Annotated in this window: 21 protein-coding genes and 1 other annotated feature; of the genes, 9 read left to right on the top strand and 12 right to left on the bottom strand. The window is 52.3% G+C overall.

Annotation, left to right across the window (positions count from 1 at the left end):
• Positions 1-55: 55 nt before the first annotated feature.
• Positions 56-1,747 (top strand): YbaL family putative K(+) efflux transporter, encoded by a 1,692-nt coding sequence (gene ybaL, locus ACMHLI_RS02490; RefSeq protein WP_413528107.1) that lies wholly within the window; start codon positions 56-58, stop codon positions 1,745-1,747.
• A gap of 145 nt (positions 1,748-1,892) precedes the next feature.
• Positions 1,893-3,128, top strand: coding sequence for a GGDEF domain-containing protein (locus ACMHLI_RS02485; RefSeq protein ID WP_413528106.1), 1,236 nt, complete (start codon positions 1,893-1,895; stop codon positions 3,126-3,128).
• Positions 3,129-3,182: 54 nt separating this feature from the next.
• On the opposite strand, the gene ACMHLI_RS02480 is transcribed toward ACMHLI_RS02485, so the two are convergent.
• From ACMHLI_RS02480 to dnaX, 8 genes are all read right to left on the bottom strand, one after another.
• The gene (locus tag ACMHLI_RS02480; protein ID WP_413528105.1) at positions 3,183-4,502 is read right to left on the bottom strand and encodes an inosine/guanosine kinase; all 1,320 of its coding nucleotides are present in this window, start codon (positions 4,500-4,502) and stop codon (positions 3,183-3,185) included.
• 38 nt (positions 4,503-4,540) lie between these two features.
• Entirely contained in the window at positions 4,541-5,503 is a 963-nt protein-coding gene (gene hemH / locus ACMHLI_RS02475) for a ferrochelatase (protein ID WP_413528104.1), read from the bottom strand.
• A gap of 224 nt (positions 5,504-5,727) precedes the next feature.
• Positions 5,728-6,372 (bottom strand): adenylate kinase, encoded by a 645-nt coding sequence (gene adk, locus ACMHLI_RS02470; protein ID WP_112168660.1) that lies wholly within the window; start codon positions 6,370-6,372, stop codon positions 5,728-5,730.
• A gap of 115 nt (positions 6,373-6,487) precedes the next feature.
• Positions 6,488-7,816, bottom strand: coding sequence for a hypothetical protein (locus tag ACMHLI_RS02465; RefSeq protein ID WP_413528103.1), 1,329 nt, complete (start codon positions 7,814-7,816; stop codon positions 6,488-6,490).
• 255 nt (positions 7,817-8,071) lie between these two features.
• Positions 8,072-9,940: a molecular chaperone HtpG gene (htpG, locus tag ACMHLI_RS02460; RefSeq protein ID WP_413528291.1), complete on the bottom strand. Its 1,869-nt coding sequence runs from the start codon at positions 9,938-9,940 to the stop codon at positions 8,072-8,074.
• 173 nt (positions 9,941-10,113) lie between these two features.
• Complete coding sequence (recR, locus tag ACMHLI_RS02455; protein WP_112168662.1) at positions 10,114-10,719, bottom strand: recombination mediator RecR; 606 nt, start codon at positions 10,717-10,719, stop codon at positions 10,114-10,116.
• Complete coding sequence (locus ACMHLI_RS02450; protein ID WP_413528102.1) at positions 10,719-11,048, bottom strand: YbaB/EbfC family nucleoid-associated protein; 330 nt, start codon at positions 11,046-11,048, stop codon at positions 10,719-10,721. The genes recR and ACMHLI_RS02450 overlap by 1 nt, the downstream gene beginning before the upstream one ends.
• A 41-nt stretch (positions 11,049-11,089) precedes the next feature.
• Positions 11,090-13,060, bottom strand: coding sequence for a DNA polymerase III subunit gamma/tau (gene dnaX, locus ACMHLI_RS02445; protein WP_413528101.1), 1,971 nt, complete (start codon positions 13,058-13,060; stop codon positions 11,090-11,092).
• Positions 11,693-11,757, bottom strand: a sequence feature (DnaX frameshifting element). It overlaps the preceding gene by 65 nt.
• 320 nt (positions 13,061-13,380) lie before the next feature.
• Between dnaX and ACMHLI_RS02440 the strand changes: the two genes are divergently transcribed.
• Positions 13,381-15,444 (top strand): alpha-amylase, encoded by a 2,064-nt coding sequence (locus ACMHLI_RS02440; RefSeq protein WP_413528100.1) that lies wholly within the window; start codon positions 13,381-13,383, stop codon positions 15,442-15,444.
• A gap of 47 nt (positions 15,445-15,491) precedes the next feature.
• Here ACMHLI_RS02440 and apt read toward each other — a convergent pair whose 3' ends face one another.
• Positions 15,492-16,043, bottom strand: a complete 552-nt coding sequence (gene apt / locus ACMHLI_RS02435) for an adenine phosphoribosyltransferase (protein WP_413528099.1) — start codon at positions 16,041-16,043, stop codon at positions 15,492-15,494.
• 184 nt (positions 16,044-16,227) lie between these two features.
• A complete protein-coding gene (locus ACMHLI_RS02430) occupies positions 16,228-16,596 on the bottom strand; it encodes a DUF454 family protein (RefSeq protein WP_413528098.1) in 369 nt (122 codons plus the stop codon).
• A gap of 109 nt (positions 16,597-16,705) precedes the next feature.
• Between ACMHLI_RS02430 and priC the strand changes: the two genes are divergently transcribed.
• Complete coding sequence (gene priC, locus ACMHLI_RS02425; RefSeq protein WP_413528097.1) at positions 16,706-17,242, top strand: primosomal replication protein PriC; 537 nt, start codon at positions 16,706-16,708, stop codon at positions 17,240-17,242.
• A gap of 95 nt (positions 17,243-17,337) precedes the next feature.
• Positions 17,338-17,511, top strand: a complete 174-nt coding sequence (rsmS, locus tag ACMHLI_RS02420) for a pleiotropic regulatory protein RsmS (RefSeq protein ID WP_413528096.1) — start codon at positions 17,338-17,340, stop codon at positions 17,509-17,511.
• 78 nt (positions 17,512-17,589) lie between these two features.
• On the opposite strand, the gene mscK is transcribed toward rsmS, so the two are convergent.
• Together mscK and acrR are read right to left on the bottom strand one after the other, a co-directional pair.
• Entirely contained in the window at positions 17,590-20,985 is a 3,396-nt protein-coding gene (mscK, locus tag ACMHLI_RS02415) for a mechanosensitive channel MscK (RefSeq protein ID WP_413528095.1), read from the bottom strand.
• 166 nt (positions 20,986-21,151) lie between these two features.
• A complete protein-coding gene (acrR, locus tag ACMHLI_RS02410) occupies positions 21,152-21,799 on the bottom strand; it encodes a multidrug efflux transporter transcriptional repressor AcrR (RefSeq protein ID WP_413528094.1) in 648 nt (215 codons plus the stop codon).
• A gap of 141 nt (positions 21,800-21,940) precedes the next feature.
• Between acrR and ACMHLI_RS02405 the strand changes: the two genes are divergently transcribed.
• From ACMHLI_RS02405 to ykgO, 4 genes are all read left to right on the top strand, one after another.
• The gene (locus ACMHLI_RS02405; protein WP_413528093.1) at positions 21,941-23,116 is read left to right on the top strand and encodes an efflux RND transporter periplasmic adaptor subunit; all 1,176 of its coding nucleotides are present in this window, start codon (positions 21,941-21,943) and stop codon (positions 23,114-23,116) included.
• Between the two features lie 16 nt (positions 23,117-23,132).
• Positions 23,133-26,285, top strand: coding sequence for a multidrug efflux RND transporter permease subunit AcrB (gene acrB, locus ACMHLI_RS02400; RefSeq protein ID WP_413528092.1), 3,153 nt, complete (start codon positions 23,133-23,135; stop codon positions 26,283-26,285).
• Positions 26,286-26,406: 121 nt separating this feature from the next.
• Positions 26,407-26,661 carry a type B 50S ribosomal protein L31 gene (locus ACMHLI_RS02395; RefSeq protein WP_413528091.1) on the top strand — a complete coding sequence of 85 codons (255 nt, stop codon included), beginning with the start codon at positions 26,407-26,409 and terminating at the stop codon, positions 26,659-26,661.
• 21 nt (positions 26,662-26,682) lie between these two features.
• Positions 26,683-26,823, top strand: a complete 141-nt coding sequence (gene ykgO / locus ACMHLI_RS02390; protein ID WP_413528090.1) for a type B 50S ribosomal protein L36 — start codon at positions 26,683-26,685, stop codon at positions 26,821-26,823.
• Positions 26,824-26,910 lie beyond the last annotated feature (87 nt).

Here is a 26,910-nt window from a genome sequence, read left to right as displayed (position 1 = left end):
AAACTTAGAAACAATCTGCAACATATCGCCCTGAGCATAACCAGAAGGAGTCTGAATGCATCATTCTACGCCCTTGATTACCACGATTGTCGGTGGCCTGGTACTGGCCTTTATTTTTGGCATGATCGCCAATCGTTTACGTATTTCCCCTTTGGTTGGCTATATCGCCGCAGGCGTTCTGGCCGGGCCATTTACACCAGGCTTTGTTGCTGATACCTCTCTTGCTCCCGAACTGGCTGAAATCGGCGTGATATTGCTGATGTTTGGCGTTGGTCTGCATTTCTCTTTAAAAGATTTACTGGCCGTAAAGGCGATCGCCATTCCCGGCGCTGTAGCGCAAATCGCAGTAGCGACGCTGCTGGGAATGGGATTATCACGCCTTATGGGCTGGGATCTCGCCACCGGGCTGGTGTTCGGGCTGTGTCTGTCTACCGCGAGTACCGTGGTGCTGCTGCGCGCTCTGGAAGAGCGGCAGTTAATTGAAAGCCAGCGCGGACAAATCGCCATCGGCTGGCTGATTGTTGAAGATCTGGTGATGGTACTGACGCTGGTCTTGTTACCGGCCTTCAGCGGCATGCTGGAAAGCCATCACGCCAGCCCGACCGAACTGCTGATTGAGCTGGCTGTCACCATCGGTAAAGTCGTGGCCTTTATGACGTTGATGATGGTGGTCGGGCGTCGCGTAGTGCCGTGGATCCTGGCGAAAACCGCCAGTACCGGTTCGCGCGAACTGTTCACGCTGTCGGTTCTGGCGCTGGCGCTGGGTATCGCGTACGGCGCGGTCGAGTTCTTTGACGTCTCTTTCGCTCTGGGCGCCTTCTTCGCCGGGATGGTGCTGAACGAATCCGAACTGAGTCAGCGGGCGGCGCATGACACTCTGCCACTGCGCGATGCGTTTGCCGTGCTGTTTTTCGTGTCGGTCGGGATGTTGTTTGATCCGATGATTCTGGTGCGCGAGCCGCTGACCGTGATCGCCACACTGGCGATTATCGTGTTCGGCAAATCCATCGCCGCCTTCTTACTGGTGAAAATGTTCGGGCACTCGAAGCGAACCGCGCTGACAATTTCAGTCAGTCTGGCGCAAATTGGCGAATTCGCATTTATTCTGGCGGGGCTTGGGATCTCTCTGGGGCTGCTGTCCGAGCCGGGTCGGAATCTGGTGCTGGCGGGGGCGATTTTGTCGATTATGTTTAACCCGCTGCTGTTTACACTGCTGGAAAAATATCTGGCGAAGACCGAGACCATCGAAGATCAAAGCGTCGAAGAAGCGGTGGAAGACGAAAAACAGATCCCGTTTGATTTATGCAATCACGCGCTGTTGATAGGTTATGGCCGCGTCGGCAGCCTGCTGGGCGAGAAACTTCAGGCCGCCGGCATCCCGCTGGTAGTGATCGAAAATTCCCGTCCGCGAGTCGAAGCGCTGCGCGAGCAAGGGATCAGCACGGTTCTGGGCAACGCCGCCAATCAGGAAATCATGGATCTGGCGCGTCTCGACTGCGCCCGCTGGCTGCTGGTGACTATCCCTAACGGTTACGAAGCCGGTGAAATCGTCGCGTCAGCGCGCACCAGGCGGCCGAATATTGAGATCATTGCCCGTGCGCATTACGATGACGAAGTGACGTACATCATGGAGCGCGGCGCAGATCGCGTGGTGATGGGAGAACGTGAAATCGCCAACAGCATGCTGGATATGTTACAAATCGATATTATGACCGAAGATGAAAAACGGCCGTTTTGCCCGGTCTGATTTCATCAATAATGGCGGGCGCAGTTTATTCCTGCGCCCGTTTTAAATTCTGACATTTCCCCTCACCCTGCCCCAGATAAAAAACCCCCAATCAGTTCAATTCGCTGTACTCTGTTGCTATGCCAAATTGAGTTCGGTAGGCGCAATGTTGTTAACCCATCTGGAAACGTTAAACATTTTGAGTACGCCGGTCTGGGTTGTTTCGGCGCACAGCCAGCACATCCTTTTCGCCAATACGGCGGCCAGAAACCTCGCAGGCAACAGTCTGCTCGGGCCGCTGCGCAACGGCCAGTTCTCCGTTCATTCTCAGTTGTCCCTCGAGTCCTATTTGCCGAATCTGGCAAAAGGCGATCAGATCGTCGAAATCTGGACGATCCACAAGGAAGGCCGCGCTTTCCCACTGAGCTGCAGGCTGTCTTCGGTCCAGCTGGACACGAACGAAGCCGCCATCGTTTTCGAAGGCGCACACACGTCCGCCGCCAATGTGCCGATGCCCACTCCGAGCGCCACGCCTTATCGTCGTGATGAAAGTGGTTTTTACGAACGGCTGTTCCAGACCAATACCGCGCCGATGTTGCTCATCGATCCGGTCAACAACGGTCTGATTGTCGATGCGAATCAGGCGGCGACACGCTTTTACGGATATACGCGCGACGAGATGTGCACCAAACATACCTGGGAAATCAATGCGATGGGCATGGATGTGCTGCCGGTGATGCATGAAATCGCCCGGCTGCCCGGTGGACACAAGCCGCTGACGTTCGTGCATAAACTGGCTGACGGCAATCTGCGCCACGTCCAGACCTATGCCGGTCCGGTGGAGGTGAATGGCGTACGGCTGATGCTGTGCATCATTCACGACATCACCGAGCAGAAGCGTCTGGAGCAGGAGCTGGAACACGCGGCACTGCGCGATCCGCTGACCGGGCTGGGCAACCGCCGTCAGTTCATGCAGCTGGTAGAAAATGCGCGGACGCAGAATCCGCAGCGAACACACAATTTCAGCCTGATGCTGGTGGACGCCGATCACTTTAAGGCGATAAACGATGAGCATGGCCACAATACCGGCGATGATGCGCTGGTCATGCTGGCGCGAACGCTGGAAACCGGCATCCGCGAGAGCGATACGGTATTTCGCTGGGGCGGCGAGGAGTTTTTAATTTTACTGCCGCTAACGCCGCTGGAGGGCGCGATGCACGTCGCTGAGGATTTGCGCGAAGCCGTAGAGCAATTATCCCGGCCGGAGCTGCCTGCGCTGACGGTGAGCGTAGGTGTGGCGCAGTATGAAGCGGGCGAGGATTTTACCAGCCTGTTTAAACGTGTGGATGACGCACTGTATCGCGCGAAAACGTCAGGCCGTAATCAGGTTCAGGCAGGGTAAACAGGATTCATGCGCAGGGGGTGCTCTTCAATTGAGGCCCCCTGCCCTTTTCACTTAACGTTCCCAGTAGCTCTCTTCGAGACTGTCTTCACGCTCAGGCAAGCCACGCGTCAGGCGCGGTGAATGCTGATTCAGTACCTGATAGCTGACGCGGTTAGCATATTTACACACCTGCGCCAGCGACGAATAGGTCAGGTATTCGCGGGAATGTTTACTGGAGTTCGGTACCGAGGTTCGGTGGAACCCGTTCGCAGCAATATCATGCAGCAACGCGGAAAGCGCGCCATCTCCGGCACCGTTAGTGTTCATGATTTTTTCCGGTCCGCCCATGTACGGCGCGATGTGGGAGAAAATCTTCAGCGGCTGCTCACAGCATTCACGACGCATTGCACGGCTGAATTCATACTGGTTGAATTCGGCAATTGCGCCCGGCAACAGCGGATGCTGGGTGGTGCGTTTGAAGGCCTCTTCGGTGTAGCTCGCCATAAACAGGCCGTTCGGCCCGGCGGTGCATAACACCAGATCGACCCATTCCAGCGCCTTGTCGGCCGCCATCAGCGGATCTTTCAGTCCGGTCAGCGCAAAACCTTCGTCTTCATTCATCGCCAGAATCGACACGTGGTCGCGCAGAAAATCGCGCCAGGCCTGTGGATCATCGGCGATCACATATTGCGTCCCCAACGTTAAGACCACCGGCACATGATATTTTTTCGCGTATTCAATCGCCTGCATTGTTGCTTCGGGGATCGGCTCACCGGGTTTGCAGCGCAGCAGATAGGACGTCAGCAACAGCGCAGAGGCGCCAGCGATCACGTCTTCCGGTACGCTTTCAGCTTTCAGACCGTTCATCTTGCCGGGACTGATGGCAAACGTACGTTCTCCGGTGTCGCTGATCAGCGTAAAGCAGCGGCCAATCGCGCCGTCCACGCCCTGCAGGAAATTGAGATCCACGCGGCTGGAGGTATTACACAGATAGCGGTAGGCGTAATCGCCAATCTTAACGTTATTACACATCACGCCGAGCAGCACCGAACGGTCATCGGCCAGCACGGAATAGTTGTGCAGCGTATTGCCGACGGTACCGCCAGCGAACTGATGAGTAATCAGCGCATTTAGCATCAGTTCCTGGTACAGCGCTTCCGACATTTCATCATCCAGAATATTGGACTCGCCGGGCGTTAGCCCGTAGCGGGCGACAAAATGTTCATCCACGCGCGCTTCGATATCCACCATCGTCTGGTCGATACCGACGATATAAGACGCGCCGCTTTCGGATTCTGGCTGCATCTCCTGCAGCATAGAATCACGTAATAAAGGGTCGCGCGCGCTGACCGGAAAATAGTGTTTAGACTTACGCTTACCAGGAAATTTCATTCGTTATTCTCGGGAAATTCAAAAAACTCAGCCTTCTGTCAGAAGTGCTGAGTGACCAGTTGTTGCAGCAGATCGATATGCTCCGGCTGGTCGTTTAAGGCGTCAATATATTCGAAGCGCTCGCCGCCTGCATGAATAAAAATCTCACGGTTTTCTTCTTTGATTTCTTCCAGCGTCTCCAGACAGTCTGAGGCAAAGCCCGGACAGATAATCTGAATGTACTTAACGCCCTGAGCCGGAAGGCCTTTCAGCGTTTCGTCAGTGTACGGCGTCAGCCATGGCTCGCGACCAAAGCGCGACTGGAAGGTCAGCATGATTTTGCCGGTCGGCAGTTGCAGCGCGTCGGTCAGCGCCTGCGCAGTGTCACGGCAGCGCTGTTCGTAATCATCGCCTTCTGCCACAAAACGTTTCGGAATACCGTGGAACGACAAGACCAGACGGTCAGGTACGCCGTTTTGCGCGAAAGAGCGTTCGATGCTGGCTTTCAGTGCGGAGATGTACGCCGGATGGGTAGCGTAATCGCGGATAAAACTGATTGAAGGCAGGCGACGCTGGGATTTCAGCACGCGCGCCACGCCGTCAAACACGGCAGCGCTGGTGGAACACGAATATTGCGGATACAGCGGCAGAACAACCATTTTGGTGACGCCCTGAGCCAGCAATTTTTCGATCGGATCTTTCATTCCCGGCTTACCGTAGCTCATCGCCAATTCAACGGGCGTGCCCGGCAGGCGTTCGGCCAGCGCTTTTTGCTGACGACGGCTGAAGACCATCAGCGGCGAGCCTTCTTCCATCCACACTGACTTATACAGTTTTGATACGCGCGGAGAACGCAGAGGCAAAATCACCAGATTCAGGATTGGCCACCACAGCAAACGCGGGGTATCCACGACGCGGATATCACTCAAAAACTCACCCAGATACTTTCTCACGGCCTGCGGAGTCGGTGCTTCCGGCGTCCCGAGATTAACCAGAAGAACCCCGAATTTGGTCTGCGTCATGCTGAATATCCTAAATTGATGGCGTTGAAGCCAGGGTGAAAAATATGGGCGCTTCCGTTTACGAAGAATCAGAAAGAGGCGCACGTCATTGTAACGAAAACAAAGAGGATCGGAACAACGGCAGTGGCTATCAATGCGAATTGTGGCTGTTTCTGGCAGGGAATGGTTGAAAAACAAACGGGGTGACCGAAGTCACCCCGTTGGCTGAACAGATACAGTACGAATCAGCTTAAGATTGCCGCCAGTTCGTCACGCACGGCAGAAACCTGCTGGGTGCCGTCAATTTTGACGTACTTAGTATTGCCGGCTTCTGCTTCTTTACCGTAGTAGGACACCAGTGGCTCTGTCAGCTCATGGTATTCCACCAGACGTTTACGCACGGTTTCTTCCTGATCGTCTTTACGGGTGATCAGGTCTTCGCCGGTCACATCGTCTTTACCTTCCACTTTTGGCGGATTGTACTGAATGTGGTACACGCGGCCAGAGCCCGGGTGCACGCGGCGACCCACGATGCGATCCACGATCAGTTCGTCAGGCACGTCGAATTCCAGAACGTAATCGACTTTGATACCCGCGTCTTTCATAGCATCGGCTTGCGGAATAGTGCGAGGAAAACCATCTAACAGGAAACCGTTACGGCAATCTTCCTGCTGAATGCGTTCTTTCACCAGTGCGATAACCAGTTCATCCGTCACCAGTTTACCGGCGTCCATAATCTCTTTTGCTTTCTTGCCGAGTTCACTTCCGGCCTTAACAGCAGCGCGCAACATATCGCCGGTAGAAATTTGTGGAATACCAAATTTCTCCATGATGAATTGAGCCTGTGTTCCTTTACCAGCGCCAGGAGCCCCCAGCAGAATGATACGCATTGCGTAGTTCCCCATACATTTGGATTTTGTTTATGCCGTTCTGAGGCGATGACCTTACCATTAAAGGCGATGTTACCTCAAGAAAGCCCACAGTATCAGCCCACGTTATGACAGCTTAACTCCAGACTCGCCAACGGTTTTGGTGGTAGTCGGCGATACAGTAAAGGTTAAGCACATTGCCTTTGCGCTCAATTAATAACCGCCACGCACCTCGTCCGGTTCCACCCAGTCCCGTAACATCACTCACATAATAACCAGCCACTGTTTTTTCCGGCAAACGTCCACTTTGCAGATCCTGACGGATAGATTCAATCTTGGCCAATGCAGCCTGGAACATCCCGGATTTAATTGATTGCAAGATAGCAAGTTGCTCTTTAAAAGTAGCGCTTTCGGTGATCGTAAAATGAAGTGCTGGCAGGATAGAAGTTGAGCGAGCTCTATTTTGTACTGCCGGCGTATTTGCTGCGGGTCGTGGGACTTTACGGTGGGTAAGAGTGTAACTCGTCGACGGCTCATTCTGAAAACCAGAGATAGACTCATTCCCGACACTGATTTCAGGACCTTTGGGCAAGACTATTTTATTTGACGGGTAAAGAATAACGAAAGCCACTTCTTTGGTATCAAGCATCTGAGCAATTCCTTCCTCACTGAAGTCCGTCATAGTATGTGGATAATAAACAAAGATGTATGACTCGATATCATTTTGAGGCTGTAAAAACGTATAACAGTAACCCGAAGTTTTATCTGAAATTAATTCTGTAACACGACTTTTTGACGAGGACATTTGGGGGTGACGGCGAAACCAGTCGTCAATAAATGCCTTACTTCTCTGCTCCCTGAGCAACCTGGATTTTATTAGAAAATTATTTTGATTAACAAAGTAATTCAATTCAGAAAAGCTTGTTTCAAAAGAACTGACATTACCGCTGTTCAAATCAAGTCTGACTACCCAACACGTATGGAAACAACGCCATTTATTGGGCAACAGATGCCACGTATTCCAGGTAACGTTTATGACGTTTACTGGGGAAATAATATTCAACACCTGACTAGCTAGTATATTTCTCGAAAGCGTTGCGCCACCAGTAAACGTGACAAAAATACGCTTTCCGGAATTTTCATCAAAAGACGCGAGGAAAGAAACAATATCGTCCAGCACACCTTTTATCCGCGAATTTTCTTTTAAATACAATATTATTCCACGTTTCGACAATTGCTCATAAATCGTAACGATAAGTTCACTTTCAAAACCATCACCAATACAATATACCGAATCATTCAAACCAGTTTTGTATTTACCACGCATAGAACCAGGATAAATCAATGTATTTTCAGGCTGAGAGGAATTCTTTAGCACGCCAATATCAGAAAGCCCACCACGAAAAGATGAAAAATAGCCACGATGCCTGATTATAGGCTGAGGTAATCTTTGAGGTGATAACATACAAAATCCTTATTGTTAATTAATACCTCATTTATTTAACCACGGCAACAAAAGCCACATCAAACAAAAAATGCGAATATAAAAACATCCTTAGATAAAAAAACAATTAAAATCGATATATATTAGAAATACAGTGTGAAACATTTCACAGAAAGCAGAATTTTATTTAAACAGATCACTTAGGAATATCATTAATTAATTAATATAAAAAAGGCGTCACTTTCGCGACGCCTTTTTTAGTTTTATTTACAGTGTTTATGCCTGAAGCAAGGTGTTCATACGACGGATAAACAGGTTTGGATCTTCCAGCGTGCCGCGTTCTGCGAACAGCGCCTGATCCAGCAGCAGTTCGATCCACTCACCAAACTGCGCTTCGTCCGCCACGTCAGAGGCGCGTTTCACCAGTGCGTGATCAGGGTTCAGTTCGAAGATGTATTTCACTTCTGGTGCATCCTGACCGGCCGCAGCAAACAGTTTTGCCATCTGCGTGGTCATTTCATCGGCACCGGTGGTGACGATGGCTGGGGTGTCGGTCAGACGATGCGTCAAACGCACTTCTTTCACACGGTCGCCCAGCAGAGATTTCACACGCTCGACGAACGGCTCCAGCGCTTTTTCCGCTTCTTTCTGCTCTTCCGTTTCTTCGTCGGCCAGTTTATCCAGCGAATCATCGGCTTTACTGACCGACTGGAAGACTTTGCCATCGAACTCGGTCAGATAGCTCATCATCCATTCGTCGATGCGGTCAGACAACAGCAGGACTTCAATGCCTTTTTTGCGGAACAGTTCCAGATGCGGGCTGCTCTTCGCGGCGGCATAGCTGTCGGCGGTGATGTAATAGATCTTGTCCTGACCTTCCACCATGCTCGCCGCATACTCTTCCAGCGACAATGTCTGCTCGCTGCTGTCGTTGCGGGTGCTGGCGAAACGCAGCAGTTTAGCGATAGTTTCTTTGTTCGCGCCGTCTTCTGCCGGACCTTCTTTCAATACCAGACCAAACTGTTTCCAGAATTGCAGGTATTTTTCGTTGTCATCTTTCGCCAGTTTTTCCAGCATTTGCAGGACGCGTTTGGTCAGCGCACTGCGCAGGTTCTGGGTGATGCGGCTGTCCTGCAGGATTTCACGGGACACGTTCAGCGGCAAATCGTTGGAATCGATCAGACCACGCACAAAGCGCAGGTAGTTCGGCATGAACTGCTCAGCTTCGTCCATGATGAACACGCGCTGCACGTAGAGTTTCAGACCGTGTTTGTGATCGCGATTCCACATATCCCACGGCGCCTGCGAAGGGATGTACAGCAGGCTAGTGTATTCCTGCTTACCTTCAACGCGGTTGTGGCTCCAGCTCAGCGGATCGCTGAAATCATGGGAGATATGCTTGTAGAATTCGACGTATTCTTCGTCGGTGACCTCGGCTTTACCACGGGTCCACAGGGCCTGCGCCTTGTTGATTTGTTCCCAGGTGACGGTGCCGTCTTCTTCGTTGCGGGTTTCCACTTCAACCGGCAGCGCAATGTGGTCAGAATATTTGCTGATGATGGAGCGCACGCGCCAGTCATCCAGGAACTCATCCTGATCTGCGCGCAGATGCAGGGTAATTTCAGTCCCGCGATCGGCTTTCTCGATGTCGGCCAGAGTGTACTCACCTTCACCGGCAGATTCCCAGAACACGCCTTCTTCCGCGCTGGCACCGGCGGCGCGGGTGCGTACGGTCACTTTGTCCGCCACGATAAAGGCAGAGTAGAAACCGACACCAAACTGGCCGATCAGCTGGCTGTCTTTCGCCTGCTCAGAACCGACAGACTGCAGGAACGCTTTGGTGCCGGATTTCGCGATAGTCCCGAGGTTATCGATCACTTCATCGCGGGTCATGCCGATACCGTTGTCGCTCAGGGTCAGGGTGCGTTTTTCTTTATCAAACGCCAGACGCACGTGCAGTTCGCCGTCGCCTTCATACAGCTCAGGGGTGGACAGCGCGCGAAAGCGAAGTTTGTCAGCCGCATCGGAAGCGTTGGAGATCAACTCACGCAGGAAAATTTCTTTGTTTGAATACAGAGAATGGATCATCAGATGGAGAAGTTGTTTTACTTCAGACTGGAATCCGCGTGTCTCTTGTCCTTTCATACTCATCAAATTACCTCAATCCAGATACTGTTATTGACCAAATCAGACGTTGAGGAATAAGTGGGGTTAGAGGCGTGGCTTTTCAAGCATAAGAAGAAATTTTTACGAAGAAATGCCGAAGGGATCGGCAGAAAGTAAACCGGGTGCGGTGATCAGCACCCGATCTATAACAGTCAGAACTTGAAGGGATTCCGCCCGGCGAGGGAATGTGACAGCGTGGTGCCATCCACCATATCCAGCTCGCCGCCAACCGGCACACCGTGCGCGATGCGGCTCGCCAGGACGCCGTACTGGCCGCACATCTCAGCGATATAGTTGGCGGTGGCTTCACCTTCAACCGTCGGGTTAGTCGCAAGGATGACTTCCTGAATGCTTTCGCTTTCAAGACGCTCTTCCATGCGGCCCAGACCAATGTCATCCGGCCCGATGCCATCAAGGGGTGACAGGTGGCCCATCAGCACAAAATAGCGACCGGAGAACTGACCGGTTTGTTCTATCGCATGAATGTCTGCCGGGCTTTCTACCACGCAAATCTGGCCGTTCTCTTTACGCCGTGGATTGGCGCAGATCGTACAGATTTCCTGCTCGGTGAAAGTACGGCAATCGGCACAGTGGCCAATTTCAGACATCGCACGCGTTAACGACTGCGCCAGCCGCATTCCGCCGCTGCGATCCCGCTGCAACAGCTGGAATGCCATACGCTGCGCTGACTTCGGGCCAACGCCCGGCAGGCAACGCAACGCCTCCATTAATGATTCAAGGAGTGGGCTGGTTTGCATCAGAACGGCATCTTAAAGCCTGGTGGCAACTGCATGCCGCCAGAAACGGCTGCCATTTTTTCTTTCTGAGTTTCTTCGATACGACGTGCTGCGTCGTTGAACGCCGCAGCGATCAAGTCTTCCAGCATGTCTTTGTCGTCTTCCAGCAGGCTTGGATCGATTTCAACGCGACGCACATTATGCGCACCGTTGATGGTGATTTTGACCAGACCAGCGCCCGATTCACCGGTGACTTCGATCAGCGCGATCTCAGCCTGAGCCTGTTGCATTTTTTCCTGCATTTGCTGGGCCTGTTTCATCAGGTTACCAATGCCGCCTTTTCCAAACATAGTCTTCTCTCTCAGCAATGGCCGCGCTAACGTCGCGGCGTTTAAATTGGGCGGATACTTTCTTCATCCAGTTCTGCGTCGAAGAAACGGCGCAGCGTCTGAATGTTGTTATCCGCAATGATCGACTGACGCGCCTGCGCCAGTTTTTCTTCGTAAATGGCCTGTCGCCATTCCAGTGGCGTCTTCACCGCCAGATTATCATCTTCCAGCACGGTGAGTTCAACCGGTGTCTGATGCAGCCCCGATAAGGCATCCGCCAGCACTTTCTGCGCCGACGGCGAATTGAGATGCTTTTGCGATGAACGCAGATGCAGGCAAATCTTGCCAGGTTCTGGCTGTTCGCGATAAGCATTCAGCGCCAGTTGCTGAACCAGCTTCGGAATGGTTAAGCGGCTGATTTCTGCCGCCCATTCGTCACGCTCTATGGCTTCTTCTGCCAGACGGGACGTCAGTTCCGGGGATTTTTCATGCTCCAGCGCTGTCCGTAACGCTTTCGGCGTCGCGATCGGTTCCGGCGATTCTTCCGGCTCCGTCAACGCTTTCCAGCGGTACGCTTCTTCTTTTACCGGCGCCGCGGGTTCTTTCTTCACGCTGGCCAGGGTTTGCGCACGTTCAGTCACCGAAGCGAGACGCTCCAGTGCTGAGTTTGCCGGCCGCGCTTTTCCTGGCGCTGCCGGCTCAGCTTTTTTTGGGGTGGTACTCCCCTGCTGCCTGAGTAATTGTGTTCGCGCCTGCAAGAGCTGGGCGGTGGAATCCGGCATCGACGCCGGTTCCGCGCTGCCGTGTGGCGGAGGTGAATCATTATTAAATTGTTGCGCTGACGGCTGTTGCGCCTGCACGGCGCGTGGTGCATGCCCCGCAGGAGCAGGCGATGCCTGACCGACCGGTGCAGCGACCGGCTGCGGAGCCGGTTCAGCAATAATCACTTTCGGGTGGAAGGCCAGCGCGCGCAGCAGCGTCATTTCGACACCCATGCGTTTATCCGGCGCATACGCCAGCTCTTTGCGGCCAATCAGTAATGTCTGGTAGTAAAGCTGAACGTCGGCAGGCGGGATCACGCGAGCCAGTTCACGCAAACGTTGTTCGATGGCGGCGTAATGGTTGTCGAGCACTGACGGCAACAGCTGAACCATCGCAATGCGGTGCAAAAGTGCCAGCGTTTCTACCAGCAGATTTTCCCAATCCACGCCGCGTGAGGCTGCCTGCTCCACCTGCGCCATCATCTGACCGCCGTCGGCGCTGACCAGCGCCTCAAGCATCGCCAGCGGCTGTTCGTCATCGAGCGTACCGAGCATTTGCGCCACGGTCTCTGTGGTGACCGCGCCCTGCCCCATCGCAATCGCCTGATCGGTGAGACTCAGCGCATCACGCATACTGCCGTCGGCAGCGCGGGAAAGCAGCTGAAGCGCACGTGGCTCAGTAGCGATGGCTTCCTGAGTTAATACATTTTCGAGCTGTTTGCGGATTTGTTCCGGATCCAGTGCTTTCAGATGGAACTGCAAACAACGCGATAAAATCGTGACGGGTAATTTCTGCGGATCGGTGGTCGCCAGCAGGAATTTGACGTGCGCAGGCGGCTCTTCCAGCGTTTTCAACAGCGCATTAAAGCTGTGGCGCGAGAGCATGTGCACTTCGTCAATCAGATAAACTTTGAAGCGGCCGCGCGCCGGTGCGTACTGGACGTTGTCCAGCAATTCGCGGGTATCTTCAACTTTGGTACGGGAGGCGGCATCGATTTCAATCAGGTCGACGAAACGGCCCTGCTCGATCTCACGGCAGTTATCACACACGCCGCACGGCGTGGAAGTGATGCCGGTTTCGCAGTTAAGCCCTTTCGCCAGCAGACGGGCAATGGTGGTTTTCCCCACGCCACGGGTACCGGAAAACAGGTAGGCATGATGAATGCGCCCGAGCGACAGGCCATTAGCCAGTGCGGTCAGCACATGTTCCTGTCCGACGACGTCGGCAAAAGTTTGGGGGCGCCACTTACGGGCAAGAACCTGATAGCTCATTAATACTTCATCGTTGATTTATAATGAATAATTTGACGATACACGAAAAAACATCGTTTAACCCGTCTTTCTGCGCTGGTCTGCGTAACGGAGACTGAAGACTCAGCATAATGATGCCGGAGCCAGACTGCCACTTCTTAGTGTACCAGCAGGGTCACTATCATTCCTATTACTTTACTTTTTGCGTGCTGCGCCGCAGGTTCTCCCCCTTCCTCCTCCTCCTGAGATTTTCCCCACAGGGATGAGGGCGGACCTGGCATAAGGATTACACTGTTTTCACCTCTGCCAAAGAATGCTTCCTGCCACGCGTAAGGAGAGCCATGAAACGTCTGACACTGCCTCTGTTATTGTTGATTTCCCCTGCCTCACAGGCGAACTGGTCGCTGCAAGGCTTCCCCGACTTTTCTGAGACGTCCTCAGGAATTCTCATCACGCACGCCACCTTACCAAAAGGCCAGCGCACGCTTGAACTTCTTCAGGATAATCAATGCTGGCAGCCTGCAGATGACGTGAAACTTAACGTCATGCTCTCGCTGCAACCGTGCGCGAGCAAAGCGGCGGTGAACTGGCGACAATTTCGCGCAGGGGATTATCAGGTACGGATCGACACCCGCAGCGGCACGCCGACCCTTCAGCTGAGTCTTAATACCCCGCCGGAAACGGTTGCTGAAGTGACGCAAACCTGCCCGCGCTGGAACGGAAAACCGCTTTCTGTGGACGTCTCTTCGACGTTTTACGAAGGTGAAACAGTACGTGATTTTTATTCCGGCCAGACTGCGACGGTTAACAAGGGGCGCATACAAATGATGCCGGCTCCGGCCAGCGGCGGTTTGCTATTACTGGAACCGGCTGCGGATAAAAAACCGGCTGCCTTTAGCTGGCAAAACGCCACGGTGTATTTCGTACTGACCGACCGTTTCGAGAACGGCAATCCGGCCAACGATCACAGCTATGGGCGCCACAGCGACGGATTACAGGAAATCGGCACATTCCACGGCGGCGATCTGGCTGGCCTGACAAATAAACTGGATTATCTGCAACGACTGGGGGTCAACGCCCTGTGGTTAAGCTCACCGCTGGAGCAGATCCACGGTTGGGTCGGCGGAGGCACCAAAGGCGATTTTCCACATTATGCTTATCACGGCTATTACACGCTCGACTGGACAAAACTCGATGCCAATATGGGCACTGCCAAAGAGTTGCATCAGCTGGTGAGCGAAGCGCACAAACGGGGGATCCGCATTCTGTTTGACGTGGTCATTAATCACACCGGCTACGCCACGCTGGCCGATATGCAGACTTACCAGTTCGGATCGCTGTATCTGAAAGGTGATGAAATCGGAAAAACGCTGGGTAAAAACTGGACCGACTGGACACCAGGTCCCGGCCAGAACTGGCACAGTTTTAATGATTATATTAATTTCGGCGACAAAGAGGGCTGGAACTCGTGGTGGGGCAAAAAATGGATCCGCACCGATATCGGCGATTATGATTCGCCGGGATATGACGATCTCACCATGTCGCTGGCGTTTCTGCCTGATATCAAAACCGAATCAAAAGAAGCCAGCGGCTTACCGGTTTTTTACCGACATAAGTCTGACACCGCCGCGAAAGAAATCCCCGGCGCAACGCCGCGCGATTATCTGGTGACGTGGCTCAGCCAGTGGGTCCGTGATTACGGCATTGACGGGTTCCGCGTCGATACCGCTAAACATGTCGAAAAACCGACGCTGGCACTGCTGAAAGCACGTTCTGTCGAGGCGCTGAAAGAGTGGAAAGCGGCTAATCCTGAACTGGCACTTGACGATGCACCGTTCTGGATGACCGGTGAAGCCTGGGGTCATGGTGTGATGAAAAGTGATTATTACGACAATGGTTTCGATGCGATGATCAACTTTGATTTTCAGGATCAGGCCGCGGCCGCGCTGAGTTGCTTCGCCAGCATCGATGCGACTTATCAGCAAATGGCAGAAAAAATGCAGGACTTCAACGTGCTGAGCTATCTCTCTTCACATGATACCCGGCTGTTTTTCAACGCTGACGCGAAAGGCGCGCTGCCTTTACAGCAGCGGGCAGCAGATTTGTTGCTGCTGGCGCCGGGTGCGGTGCAGATTTACTACGGCGATGAAAGCGGGCGCGCATTTGGTCCGACGGGATCGGATCCTTTGCAGGGAACGCGTTCTGACATGAACTGGAATGAGCTGAGCGGCGCGAAGCAGACCCTGCTAACGCACTGGCAAAAACTGGGAAAATTCAGGCAACAACATGTCGCTCTCGGCGCGGGCGTTCAGACATCGCAACACACACCAGACTATTACGCATTCAGCCGCGAAAAAGGGAATGATAAAGTGATGGTGGTTTGGACGGGAGAGTTGGAAAAATAGCAGTGAATAAATGGCCTCGCGCTAAAAACGAGGCCCTTTATCATTCATCAATGCCCGTCGAATGAAACCAGACTGTAGCAGTTGATGTTCAGGGAATTCAGGCGTTTTTCTCCGCCCAATTCCGGCAGATTGATGATGAACGCGGCATCGGTCACTTCTCCACCCAGACGGCGGATCAGTTTCGCAGTGGCTTCAATAGTGCCACCCGTTGCCAGCAGATCGTCGATCACCAGAATTTTTTCGCCCGGCGCAATCGCATCAACGTGGATTTCCAGGCTGTCAGTGCCGTATTCCAGATCATAGGTTTCGCTGATGGTTTCACGCGGTAATTTGCCCGGTTTGCGCACGGGAACAAAACCCACGCCCAGAACCAATGCCACCGGGGCGCCGAACAGGAAACCGCGTGCTTCGGTGCCAACCACTTTGGTCACACCGGCATCGCGATAACGATCGGCCAGTAATTTAATGCTTTCAGCGTAAGCTTTCGGGTCTTCCAGCAAACTGGTGACGTCGCGAAACAGTATGCCTGGCTTAGGATAGTCAGGGATGGTTTTGATACTGTCTTTAATTAACTGAAGCTGCTGTGCGGTAGCGGTCATAATGTCATTGCCTGATATAGCTGCTGTTCATACTTAAACGCGGGCGGTCAAATGTCCCCCGTCATGCCTGATATAAAGCATGTCGTCTAAGGAAGGAAATTGGGAGCGCACCGACGTACGAGATGCCCAAATCTATGCAAAGCCGCCTTAAAAAGCAACCCGCAGCCGGACATGATCGCCTTTTTTATTGCTCAAGGTCAACCACTGGTAATCGCCACATCATGATCAGCAACATAAACATCATGCAGAGCAATAAAATACGCACCCATAATAACGGAACGAAATAGATCGAAACGGCGAACGTCACCACAATCAGCACCACCGCTTTCGATTTAGCGCCTTTTGGTAATGCGCGATACTGTTGCCAGTGGCGCAGATAACTGCCAAACCACGAACGGTGCAGCAGCCAGTGGTGAAAACGCGGTGACGAGCGGGCAAAGCTCCAGGCGGCCAGCAACAGAAATGGCGTTGTGGGCAAAAGCGGCAGCACAACACCCAGCGTTGCTAATACCACGCAGATCCAGCCAAGAATGATCAGTAGTACGCGTTTCATTCAATTCCTTTTAATTCGGATAAACCACGGCAAGTATTCTTCTGGCCAGTGTAAACTGACGCAGCAACACTGTCATATTTGCCGGACGCGTCATCAATGGAGATTTCCCGTGAGCACAGAACGAATTTTACATGTCCTTGATCAGCAGATTGAAACACTGTCGCGGGAAATCGAACCGATTGGCCACGTCTCCGCCACGCAGGCGCGGTTTGATATCGCCTTATTCTCCACTAAAGGCACACGTCTGCGGGATTATCTGGCAGAGATAAAAAATAATCTGCGCCAGCTCAATCAGGAAGTGGTGGAAAAGCGTTCCGCGCAGGTGGCATTTATCGCTGAACGGCTGGTGGCGCAAATCACCGCCATGCAGCGTGAACTCGCCACGCAAACGCTGCGCAAAACACATCAGACACCGGAGCGTAAGAGCCATGATAATTACACCCGACTGGCGGAAACGCAGCAGTTTGAGCGTCGGCTGATCGCCATGATTGAAGACCGGGAAACCACACTCGGGCAACTGGCGACGTTCAGCGATCAGCAACGTGTACAGAAGGAACTGGCCGCGTTAGAAGGACGACTTATGCGTTGCCGTCAGGCGCTGGCGAAATTTGAAAGGCAGATTGAACGGCAGGAAAAAGGTTTTTGAATCTTTATCACATTTTTTGAATCCAGCGTGCTTCGTTGACCTTTTCTTATCTATAATGATAAGTCCAAAACCTGCTAATTATAATGTTGGCCAATATGTCAGTAGAAAATGCGCCTCCCGAACTTCAGCTTGCTGTTGATTTGATTTACCTGCTCGAGTGCAACGAGATTGCGCCTGAAACCGCCCTTGCCGCACTGGAAATTGTGCAGCGCGATTATCAGGAAAAGCTGAAAAACAATAAAAGTTCGCTTTCCATCAGTTATCTGTAAGCTCGTCAGCCTGCATTAATGGCTGCCGGAGGAAATATCAGGGGATTTCATCGTTTTCCCCTGATATGAAAATCACCCTCAGCCTTGCGTCACCGCATCCGGTTCATCTCCTGGCTGTCTCAGCACCCGCTTCACTTCCTGAACTTCACTTCCGTCCTGATTATGCAGATATACTTCCAGCTGATTAAAGGCGATATTAATGTCGTTTTCTCGGCAGAGTTTATCGATACTGCGGTTGAGTTCATCGACGGTGTAACTGCGGTCTCCCAGCTCGCGGACATACACACGCAATTCATGATCGAGCGTGCTTGCGCCAAAATTGAGGAAGAAGACCAGCGGCGACGGATCGTTCATCACCCGCGGATTATCATGCGCCGCCTGCAATAAAATCTCTTTCACTTTGTCGAGATCCGAACCATACGCCACGCCAATTTTGATCAGCACGCGGGTCACGGTATCTGTCAGCGACCAGTTGATCAGCCGCTCAGTCACGAAAGCTTTATTAGGAATGATCACTTCTTTGCGGTCGAAATCGGTGATGGTCGTTGCACGAATGCGGATGCGACTGACAGTGCCTGAGAATGAGCCAATGGTGACGGTATCGCCGATGCGCACCGGGCGCTCAAACAGAATAATCAGACCCGACACGAAGTTGGCGAAGATCTCCTGCAAGCCGAACCCGAGTCCGACCGACAGCGCGGCCACCAGCCATTGCAATTTATCCCACGACACGCCCAGCGATCCGAGGGCCGTCACGGCACCGATCACCGTGATCGAATAGGTCAGGATCGTGGTGATCGCATACGATGTCCCCTGCCGCAGTTGCAGCCGCGAGAGAACCACCACTTCCAGCAACCCCGGTAAGTTGCGCGTGAGGACATAGGCCACAATCACCGCCAGGAATCCGAGCAGTAAATTTCCCAGCGTGACGGTTTGCTGCGTCACCGTGCCCGCCACCGTGCCGGAGTAATGCCACAGCGAAATACTGTCGAGATAGGAAATCACCGTCAGCAAATCCGACCAAATCCAGTAGAAAACTGTCGCGAAAATAAAGAACAGCACCATAGTCGTCAGGCGCAGCGACTGCTGGTTGATCTGATCCAACCCCAGTGGCGGTTCCTCGACCGGTTCACTGCCTTCCACTCCGTCTTTGGTCGCTGCCGTCTGACGTCGCGCCAGCGCACGCCGGTAAGCCAGCCGTCGCGCAGCCACGCTCAGACCGCGCAGCGCGGTGAGATAGGTGATGTTCCAGAAAATAAGCAGATACAGGCTGTAAATCCAGCGACCAGCCAGCCGCAGCGTGGTGTAGAAGTAACCGGTAACCATCAGGCCAATCAAAAATACGGGAGCCAGCGCAATGGCGGTCACTACCACCAGACGAATATTGTGCGAATCTTTTTCGCGCCAGCCATCGCGCGCAATCGGGAAGACCAGCACGGTCAGCGCGGTGAGCGTCAGTAAAATCACCACCTGCCCAATAATGTCATCCACCAGCCCGAGCGGCGCTTTCTCACCGCGTACCGACCAGAAGATCAGCGGCAGCATCACCAGACTCAGGCGGATCACCGAGCGGCGATAATGTGCACAGGTGGTCGCCGGCGTATTGAAATGGCGTTCGTTGATGCCGCCCGGTTTGAGGATGCGGTAACAGAACCCCATTACCAGCTGGAATACCGCCAGCCGCTGAGAAAGCGTCCATAAAAAGTCGCTCAGTTCGATATCACACTGCGAGAACCAGTAGCCAACGCCCAGCATCAGCAGGACTCCCGGCAGAACGTTGAGCACCATCAAGAGCAAAGCCTGCGGCGTGTGCAGCTGGCTGTCACGCTTGAGCTGCCCGACGTCATTGCTCAGGCTTTCTATCCGCTGGTTAATGTATTTTTTACGCCACAGTAAGAGAAGAATGACCACCAGCAGCGGGACGGTCACCGGCAGGGAATGAATCGCCCCGAGCATCAGTTCGCCGCGCGGAAGATTAATGCTCAGGCTGCTCAGCTGGCTTTTAACGTCATCGGGCAGGGATTTAATGAAATCCCAGTTCATTGGTTTGTTGCTACTCACCCAAAAAATCTGCTGGGTCAGCGTTTCGGTCAGGGACTGGTTGATGCTTTGCAACTGTTGCTGGTTGATCTGCAAGTTGATCGCCAGAGACAGCTGATTGCCGAGCTGTTTATTCAGCTGATCGAGCAGCTCACGGCGCATATCCACAATTTGATCCAGCGCGTCGCTGATGTCGTCATTAATGGTTTCTTTGCTGTTAGTCACTACGCCCTGAATGTAGCTGTCACCCTGAAACAACGCATCTCTCTGCTGGTTGATGGTGAACTGCTCAAGACGTAAATCTGCAATTCGCGTGCTCATATCGGTGATAAGGCCGGAAGGCGGAATGGTATTTTGCTGCTGCTGATACAAAATACGGGAAAGCAACAGACTGCCCTTGAGCACGGTGATTTGTTCTTTCAGGTCATGCTCTGACTGCGCAGAGCGATCTAACCAGTTTTTCACCGTGATATTTTTCTGCACCAGCTGATTGCCCTCTTCCGTCGCGGCAATCAGGCGTTCACTCAGCTTGCGGTTGATCCCCAGTTCCTGCGCCACCAGCGGATCATTCTGGATACTGGACGTATCGTCTGGGGTCTGCGCCTCCTTTGCCGTGCGCTCAGAGAGGATCAAGCGTTTGCCGTTGACCACTTCCTGCAACAGCTGGGCCGTGTGCTCCAGCTGATTGATGTGAGCGTTGGTGTAATCACGCTGTTTTTGCAGTAAATCCTGCAACGTGGTGTTGGCTTCCAGACTTTTGCGTTGTAAATCGATTTGCGCATTCAGTAACGCTTGCTGGGTCACCAGCATGGTTTGCTGAGTAGTGCGTAAATCCTGCTGCCCTGGCGACATTCCGTTGAGCTCATTGCGGATTTTCTGGATACCCAGTGAATAGGTATACATCGCGTTCTGGACACGCTCCGGCTGGGTTTGTAGCGAAATCAACTGCGTATTGAACGTCGAGAGGTCTTCCTGTGAGGACTGAAGGTCGTCGAGGGTATCGTTGAGGCGATTTTCGAGCTGACGCAGAGAAAGCGCGGAAAGCTGGGCTTTGTTGACGTCGTCTTTAGTGCTGTTTTTCAGCTGTTCAAGCCCGTCTATTGCCGCGCGCAGTTTTTGGGGTGCCTCGGTGACCTGCTGATGCAGTTGCGTGGCGTCCTGCCTGACCCGATCGAGCGCATCAAGGTACTCCAGCGTGTGGATTAAATCCTGTTGCGACAGTTTATCGACCGGCGTGAGATTTTTTTGCCGGTTAAAGGTATCGAGCTGGTTTTGCACTTCATTGCGGGTCGGGACATCATTACTGCCCGCATAAGAAGGAAGAGAGACAAGTAAAAGTGCGAGACATATCACGAGTGTATAAATTCGTAATATCCCATTTTTTGTCAGGGTTAACATGCTGTCAGAAGGTACGGCCAGAAACCGGTTAAACATACGTGAGCTTCAACTCATTTACCGAATGAATAGTATGGTGACGACAATAGCAGCCTTCCGGCTTAAAGAAAGAGGAAAAGCGTTTCTGAATACAACATGCAATTGTTTATTTTATCCGCACAACGCTCCATAAACATTGCAGGCTTATTGTTTTTGTCTGGGAATATTATTGAGACTTTAGAGCGGCGGAAAGGAAGGATGAATGGCGGAGCATATCGATGTAAGTGTCAACAAATTTCCCGGCATTGGCTTCTAAATCAAAGCTTTCGGGGATGAATAACCAGTTTTCCATCAGGCCGGTCAGGTAGGCGCGCAGAATAATAGCAGCCTGACGGGTATCGAGTGTGGCGGGCAATTGTTTTTCTTCTATACAACGCAGCAGAATACGCTCGATTTTGCCGTATCCTTCCATATATAGCGATTTTCGGGCTTCGTGGACGGATGTCATCTCCCCAACAAATTCACATTTATGGAATATAATCTCCATCAGTGCTTTACGTTGTGTATCGGTGACCGTAGAAACAAGAATGTAAATTAAGATTTCACGTAAAATACGCAGTGGATTATTAGGAAACTTTGTCTGATACTCTACTTCGAGCACTTTTACCCGGGATTCGTAGGCTTCCCAGATCGCATTAAAAAGTTCTACTTTGTTTTTGAAATGCCAATAAATTGCGCCCCGCGTCACACCGGCTGCATTTGCAATATCAGTCAGTGATGTCGACGATACCCCACGGGCCGAAAACTCTCGCACAGCAGCATCCAGTATCTGTTGTCTGGTTTCCAGCGCCTGCGATTTGGTTTTTCGTGCCATAGGTTTATCTTTCAGGGGAGTTTGATTTACATACATTCTTGAATGTATGTAACATAGCACGCACATACTATAAGCGCAGCAATGGATTTGGAATGTTGTGATCCATTGGACAATTTGAAATCGGACACTTGAGGTTTATTTATGAACAAAAACAGAGGGTTAACGCCTCTGGCGGTAGTTCTGATGCTATCCGGAAGCTTAGCACTTACAGGATGTAACGATAAAGAAGCTCAACAAGGTGCGCCACATGCTCCGCAGGTTGGCGTCGTTACCCTGAAAACTGAACCGCTAAATGTGACTACCGAACTTCCTGGTCGTACTGCTGCTTTCCGCATCGCTGAAGTACGTCCGCAGGTTGGCGGCATCATTCTGAAACGCAACTTCGTTGAAGGCAGCGAAATCAAAGCCGGGACCTCTTTATATCAAATTGATCCAGCCACTTATCAGGCCGCGTATGACAGCGCTAAAGGCGATCTGGTAAAAGCTCAGGCCAACGCACAGATTTCCCGCGTGACCGTGAATCGCTACAAACCTCTTCTCGGCACTAACTACATCAGTAAGCAGGATTACGACACCGCTGTCGCTACCGCTGCGCAGGCTGATGCTGCGGTCGTCAGCTCTAAAGCGGCTGTTGAAACTGCGCGTATCAATCTCGCATACACTAAAGTCACCTCCCCTATCAGCGGACGTATTGGTATTTCGTCTGTGACTGAAGGTGCGCTGGTGTCGAACGGTCAGGCCACTGCATTGGCCACCGTGCAACAACTCGATCCTATCTACGTTGACGTGACTCAGTCGAGTAACGACTTCCTGCGTCTGAAGCAGGAACTGGCTGACGGTTCACTGAAACAAGCCAACGGCAAAGCACAAGTCAAACTGCTGATGGACAACGGTAAGGAATATTCACAGGCGGGTACATTAGAATTCTCTGATGTGACTGTCGATGAAACCACCGGCTCTATTACGTTACGTGCCATCTTCCCGAATCCAAATGACTCACTGCTGCCAGGAATGTTTGTGCGTGCACGTCTGGATGAAGGCGTAAACAACGACGCTCTGCTGGTTCCTCAGCAAGGTATCACCCGTAACCCACGCGGTGATGCCACGGCGATGGTAGTTGGCGCTGATAATAAAGTTGAGCTTCGTACCGTCACCACAACGCAAGCCATCGGCGACAAGTGGGTCGTGACCGATGGCCTGAAAAGTGGCGATAAAGTCATCGTGACAGGTCTGCAAAAAATTAAGCCCGGCGTACAGGTTACTGCACAGGAAGTTGATCAAAAAGCAGCTGCATCCGATACAGCGACGAAGTCTTAATAGGAGCCGGTAATTCATGGCTAAGTTTTTTATAGATCGTCCCATCTTTGCATGGGTGATCGCCATCATCATCATGTTGGCAGGGGCATTGGCAATTCTTAAATTGCCTATCGCACAGTATCCAACGGTTGCGCCACCGGCTATCCAGCTGACCGCAACTTATCCGGGCGCCGATGCGCAGACGGTGCAGGATACGGTGACCCAGGTTATCGAACAGAACATGAACGGTATCGACAACATGATGTACATGTCGTCGACCAGTGATTCTTCAGGTACTGTCCAGATCACTATCACGTTTGCTTCCGGTACCGATGCGGATATCGCACAGGTTCAGGTGCAGAACAAACTGCAGCTGGCAACACCGTTGCTGCCGCAGGAAGTTCAGCAGCAGGGTATCTCCGTTGAGAAATCGAGCAGCAGCTTCCTTATGGTCGCAGGCTTTATTTCCAATAACGGCACCATGACACAGGATGATATCGCCGACTACGTGGGTTCTAACATCAAAGACCCGGTCAGCCGTACTTCAGGTGTGGGTGACGTTCAGCTGTTCGGTGCTCAGTACGCGATGCGTATCTGGATGGATCCGAACAAACTGAATAACTTCCAGCTGACGCCGGTTGATGTCATCAATGCGATTAAAATCCAGAACAACCAGATTGCAGCAGGTCAGCTCGGTGGTACGCCTCCGGTCCCTGGTCAGCAGCTGAACTCCTCTATTGTGGCGCAGACCCGTCTGAAGTCCGCTGATGAGTTCGGTAAAATCATTCTGAAAGTCAATCAGGACGGCTCTCAGGTTCGCCTGAAAGACGTGGCAAAAATTGAACTGGGTGGTGAAAACTACGACGTTATCGCTCGCTTCAACGGACAACCGGCATCAGGTTTGGGTATCAAACTGGCAACCGGCGCGAACGCCCTTGATACCGCAGCATCGGTCAAGTCAACGCTCGCCAAACTTCAGCCGTTCTTCCCGGCCGGCTTAGAAGTGGTTTATCCGTATGACACCACGCCGTTCGTTAAAATCTCGATTAAAGAAGTAGGTAAAACGCTGTTCGAGGCCATCGTCCTGGTATTCCTGGTAATGTTCTTGTTCCTGCAAAACTTCCGCGCAACGCTTATCCCGACGATTGCCGTGCCGGTGGTATTGCTCGGTACCTTTGCCGTCCTTTCTGCGTTTGGCTATTCGATAAACACCCTGACGATGTTCGGGATGGTGCTCGCGATAGGCTTGCTCGTCGATGACGCCATTGTCGTCGTCGAGAACGTAGAGCGCGTGATGGTCGAAGACGGCCTGCCACCGAAAGAAGCCACCAAGAAATCCATGGAGCAGATCCAGGGTGCATTGGTGGGCATCGCGATGGTGCTGTCTGCCGTATTCATCCCGATGGCGTTCTTCGGCGGTTCGACCGGCGTTATCTATCGTCAGTTCTCCATCACCATCGTTTCAGCCATGGTGCTGTCAGTTCTGGTGGCGATGATCCTGACGCCAGCCCTGTGTGCGACCATGCTTAAACCGATTGCCAAAGGTGAGCATCACGAGAAGAAAGGTTTCTTTGGCTGGTTTAACAAGAAATTTGAGCAAAGCACGCACCACTACACCGACAGCGTAGGCAACATTCTGCGCAGCACCGGTCGTTATCTGGTGATTTATCTGCTGATCGTTGTTGGCATGGCATTCCTGTTTATCCGCCTGCCAACCTCCTTCCTGCCGGAAGAAGACCAGGGTGTATTCCTGACCATGGCGCAGTTGCCAGCAGGTGCTACCCAGGAACGTACGCAGAAAGTGCTCGATGAAGTCAGCAACTACTATCTGACCAAAGAAAAGGCCAACGTAAACTCTGTGTTTACCGTTAACGGCTTTGGCTTTGCGGGTCGTGGTCAGAACACCGGTATCGCGTTCGTCAGTCTGAAAGACTGGTCTGAGCGTAGCGGTGCTGAAAACAAAGTTCCTGCGATTGCAGGCCGCGCAATGGGCGCGTTCAGCACCATTAAAGATGCACTAGTGTTCCCGTTCAACTTACCCGCCATTGTTGAATTGGGTACGGCCACAGGCTTCGACTTCCAGCTGATTGACCAGGCTAACCTTGGGCATGACAAACTGACGCAGGCACGTAACCAGTTACTGGGCATGATTGCTCAGCATCCGGACTTGCTGACTCAGGTGCGTCCAAACGGTCTGGAAGATACGCCACAGTTCAAAATCGAAATTGATCAGGAAAAAGCAACCGCACTTGGCGTTTCTATTTCCGATATCAACACTACGTTAGGTGCATCGATTGGTGGTAGCTACGTCAACGACTTTATCGACCGTGGTCGCGTGAAGAAAGTGTACGTACAAGCTGAAAACAAGTACCGCATGTTGCCTTCAGACATCAACAATCTGTACGTCCGCGGCAGCGCGGGTCAGATGGTGCCGTTCTCCGCGTTCTCGAGCGCGAAATGGGAATACGGTTCACCGCGTCTGGAACGTTACAACGGTCTGCCATCGATGGAAATCCTGGGTCAGCCGGCACCGGGCAAGAGTAGTGGTGATGCAATGGCGATGATGGAGTCTCTGGCTTCCAAACTCCCAAGTGGCATCGGCTATGACTGGACGGGTCTGTCTTATCAGGAACGTTTGTCAGGCAACCAGGCTCCGGCTCTGTATGCTATCTCGTTGATCGTGGTCTTCCTGTGTCTGGCCGCTTTGTATGAGAGCTGGTCGATACCGTTCTCCGTTATGCTGGTTGTGCCACTCGGGGTTGTCGGTGCGCTTCTGGCGGCAACGATGCGCGGTCTGAGTAACGACGTTTACTTCCAGGTGGGCCTGTTAACCACCATCGGGCTATCAGCGAAGAACGCCATATTGATTGTCGAATTTGCCAAAGATCTGATGGATAAAGAAGGTAAAGGGCTGATCGAATCGACGCTGGAAGCAGTCCGTATGCGTCTGCGTCCGATTCTGATGACCTCACTGGCCTTTATCCTCGGTGTTATGCCGTTGGTTATCAGCTCCGGTGCAGGTTCCGGTTCTCAGAACGCCGTAGGTACCGGCGTGATGGGCGGGATGATCACCGCAACGCTGTTGGCGATCTTCTTTGTTCCGGTCTTCTTCGTGGTGGTTCGTCGCCGCTTCGGTAAGAAGAACGAGGATATTGAACACACCCATAAAGTAGAGCATCCGACGTTATAACCGGATCCCCTACCCTGACGAAAGGCCGCTGATGCGGCCTTTTTTTTCGTCTGAACCTTGAACATGAAGTAAGATGGGTGCATAATTATTGTTACAGTATAACATAACACTTAGAGGCATTATGAAACCCATTATCCATCCTGCTTATCGCACCGTTGTATTTCACGACACCAGCGCTAACGAGTACTTCAAGGTCGGTTCAACAATATCCACTGACCGCACCATTGAGCTGGAAGGCGTGACTTTCCCGTATATCACTATTGAAGTGTCTTCAGCCTCGCATCCGTATTACACCGGCAAGCAAAAAGAGTACTCAAAAGAAGGCAGCACCGCGCGCTTCAACCAGCGTTTCGGCAGCTTCCTCGGTAAGAAATAAACAACATCAGGGAGACGTGTTATGCAGGTTCTGAGTTCATTACGTTCGGCGAAAAAACGCCATCCGGATTGCTGCGTAGTCCGCCGTAAAGGCCGGATCTATGTAATTTGTAAAAGTAATCCGCGCTTTAAAGCCGTTCAGGGTAAGAAGAAAAAACGCTGAGTCTTTTTCTTCACGGCCTGACTGGCTTAAAAAAACAAAAGCCCCGTCGCTTGCCCGACGGGGCTTTTTCTTATGCAAAAACATGAT

This window comes from Rahnella inusitata (assembly GCF_965118895.1).
Taxonomy (GTDB): Bacteria; Pseudomonadota; Gammaproteobacteria; order Enterobacterales; family Enterobacteriaceae; genus Rahnella; species Rahnella inusitata_A.
This window is presented reverse-complemented; position numbering and strand designations above follow the sequence as displayed.

Bases quoted from the DNA above. Each gene is read 5' to 3' on its own strand.
- ybaL (WP_413528107.1), top strand. From the start codon at position 56: ATGCATCATTCTACGCCCTTGATTACCACGATTGTCGGTGGCCTGGTA.
- ACMHLI_RS02395 (WP_413528091.1), top strand. From the start codon at position 26,407: ATGAAACCCATTATCCATCCTGCTTATCGCACCGTTGTATTTCACGAC.
- acrB (WP_413528092.1), top strand. From the start codon at position 23,133: ATGGCTAAGTTTTTTATAGATCGTCCCATCTTTGCATGGGTGATCGCC.
- ACMHLI_RS02405 (WP_413528093.1), top strand. From the start codon at position 21,941: ATGAACAAAAACAGAGGGTTAACGCCTCTGGCGGTAGTTCTGATGCTA.
- apt (WP_413528099.1), bottom strand. From the start codon at position 16,043: ATGACCGCTACCGCACAGCAGCTTCAGTTAATTAAAGACAGTATCAAA.
- ACMHLI_RS02430 (WP_413528098.1), bottom strand. From the start codon at position 16,596: ATGAAACGCGTACTACTGATCATTCTTGGCTGGATCTGCGTGGTATTA.
- hemH (WP_413528104.1), bottom strand. From the start codon at position 5,503: ATGACGCAGACCAAATTCGGGGTTCTTCTGGTTAATCTCGGGACGCCG.
- ACMHLI_RS02480 (WP_413528105.1), bottom strand. From the start codon at position 4,502: ATGAAATTTCCTGGTAAGCGTAAGTCTAAACACTATTTTCCGGTCAGC.
- mscK (WP_413528095.1), bottom strand. From the start codon at position 20,985: ATGTTTAACCGGTTTCTGGCCGTACCTTCTGACAGCATGTTAACCCTG.
- htpG (WP_413528291.1), bottom strand. From the start codon at position 9,940: ATGAAAGGACAAGAGACACGCGGATTCCAGTCTGAAGTAAAACAACTT.
- ACMHLI_RS02465 (WP_413528103.1), bottom strand. From the start codon at position 7,816: ATGTTATCACCTCAAAGATTACCTCAGCCTATAATCAGGCATCGTGGC.
- rsmS (WP_413528096.1), top strand. From the start codon at position 17,338: ATGTCAGTAGAAAATGCGCCTCCCGAACTTCAGCTTGCTGTTGATTTG.
- ykgO (WP_413528090.1), top strand. From the start codon at position 26,683: ATGCAGGTTCTGAGTTCATTACGTTCGGCGAAAAAACGCCATCCGGAT.
- ACMHLI_RS02450 (WP_413528102.1), bottom strand. From the start codon at position 11,048: ATGTTTGGAAAAGGCGGCATTGGTAACCTGATGAAACAGGCCCAGCAA.
- adk (WP_112168660.1), bottom strand. From the start codon at position 6,372: ATGCGTATCATTCTGCTGGGGGCTCCTGGCGCTGGTAAAGGAACACAG.
- dnaX (WP_413528101.1), bottom strand. From the start codon at position 13,060: ATGAGCTATCAGGTTCTTGCCCGTAAGTGGCGCCCCCAAACTTTTGCC.
- ACMHLI_RS02485 (WP_413528106.1), top strand. From the start codon at position 1,893: ATGTTGTTAACCCATCTGGAAACGTTAAACATTTTGAGTACGCCGGTC.
- acrR (WP_413528094.1), bottom strand. From the start codon at position 21,799: ATGGCACGAAAAACCAAATCGCAGGCGCTGGAAACCAGACAACAGATA.
- ACMHLI_RS02440 (WP_413528100.1), top strand. From the start codon at position 13,381: ATGAAACGTCTGACACTGCCTCTGTTATTGTTGATTTCCCCTGCCTCA.
- recR (WP_112168662.1), bottom strand. From the start codon at position 10,719: ATGCAAACCAGCCCACTCCTTGAATCATTAATGGAGGCGTTGCGTTGC.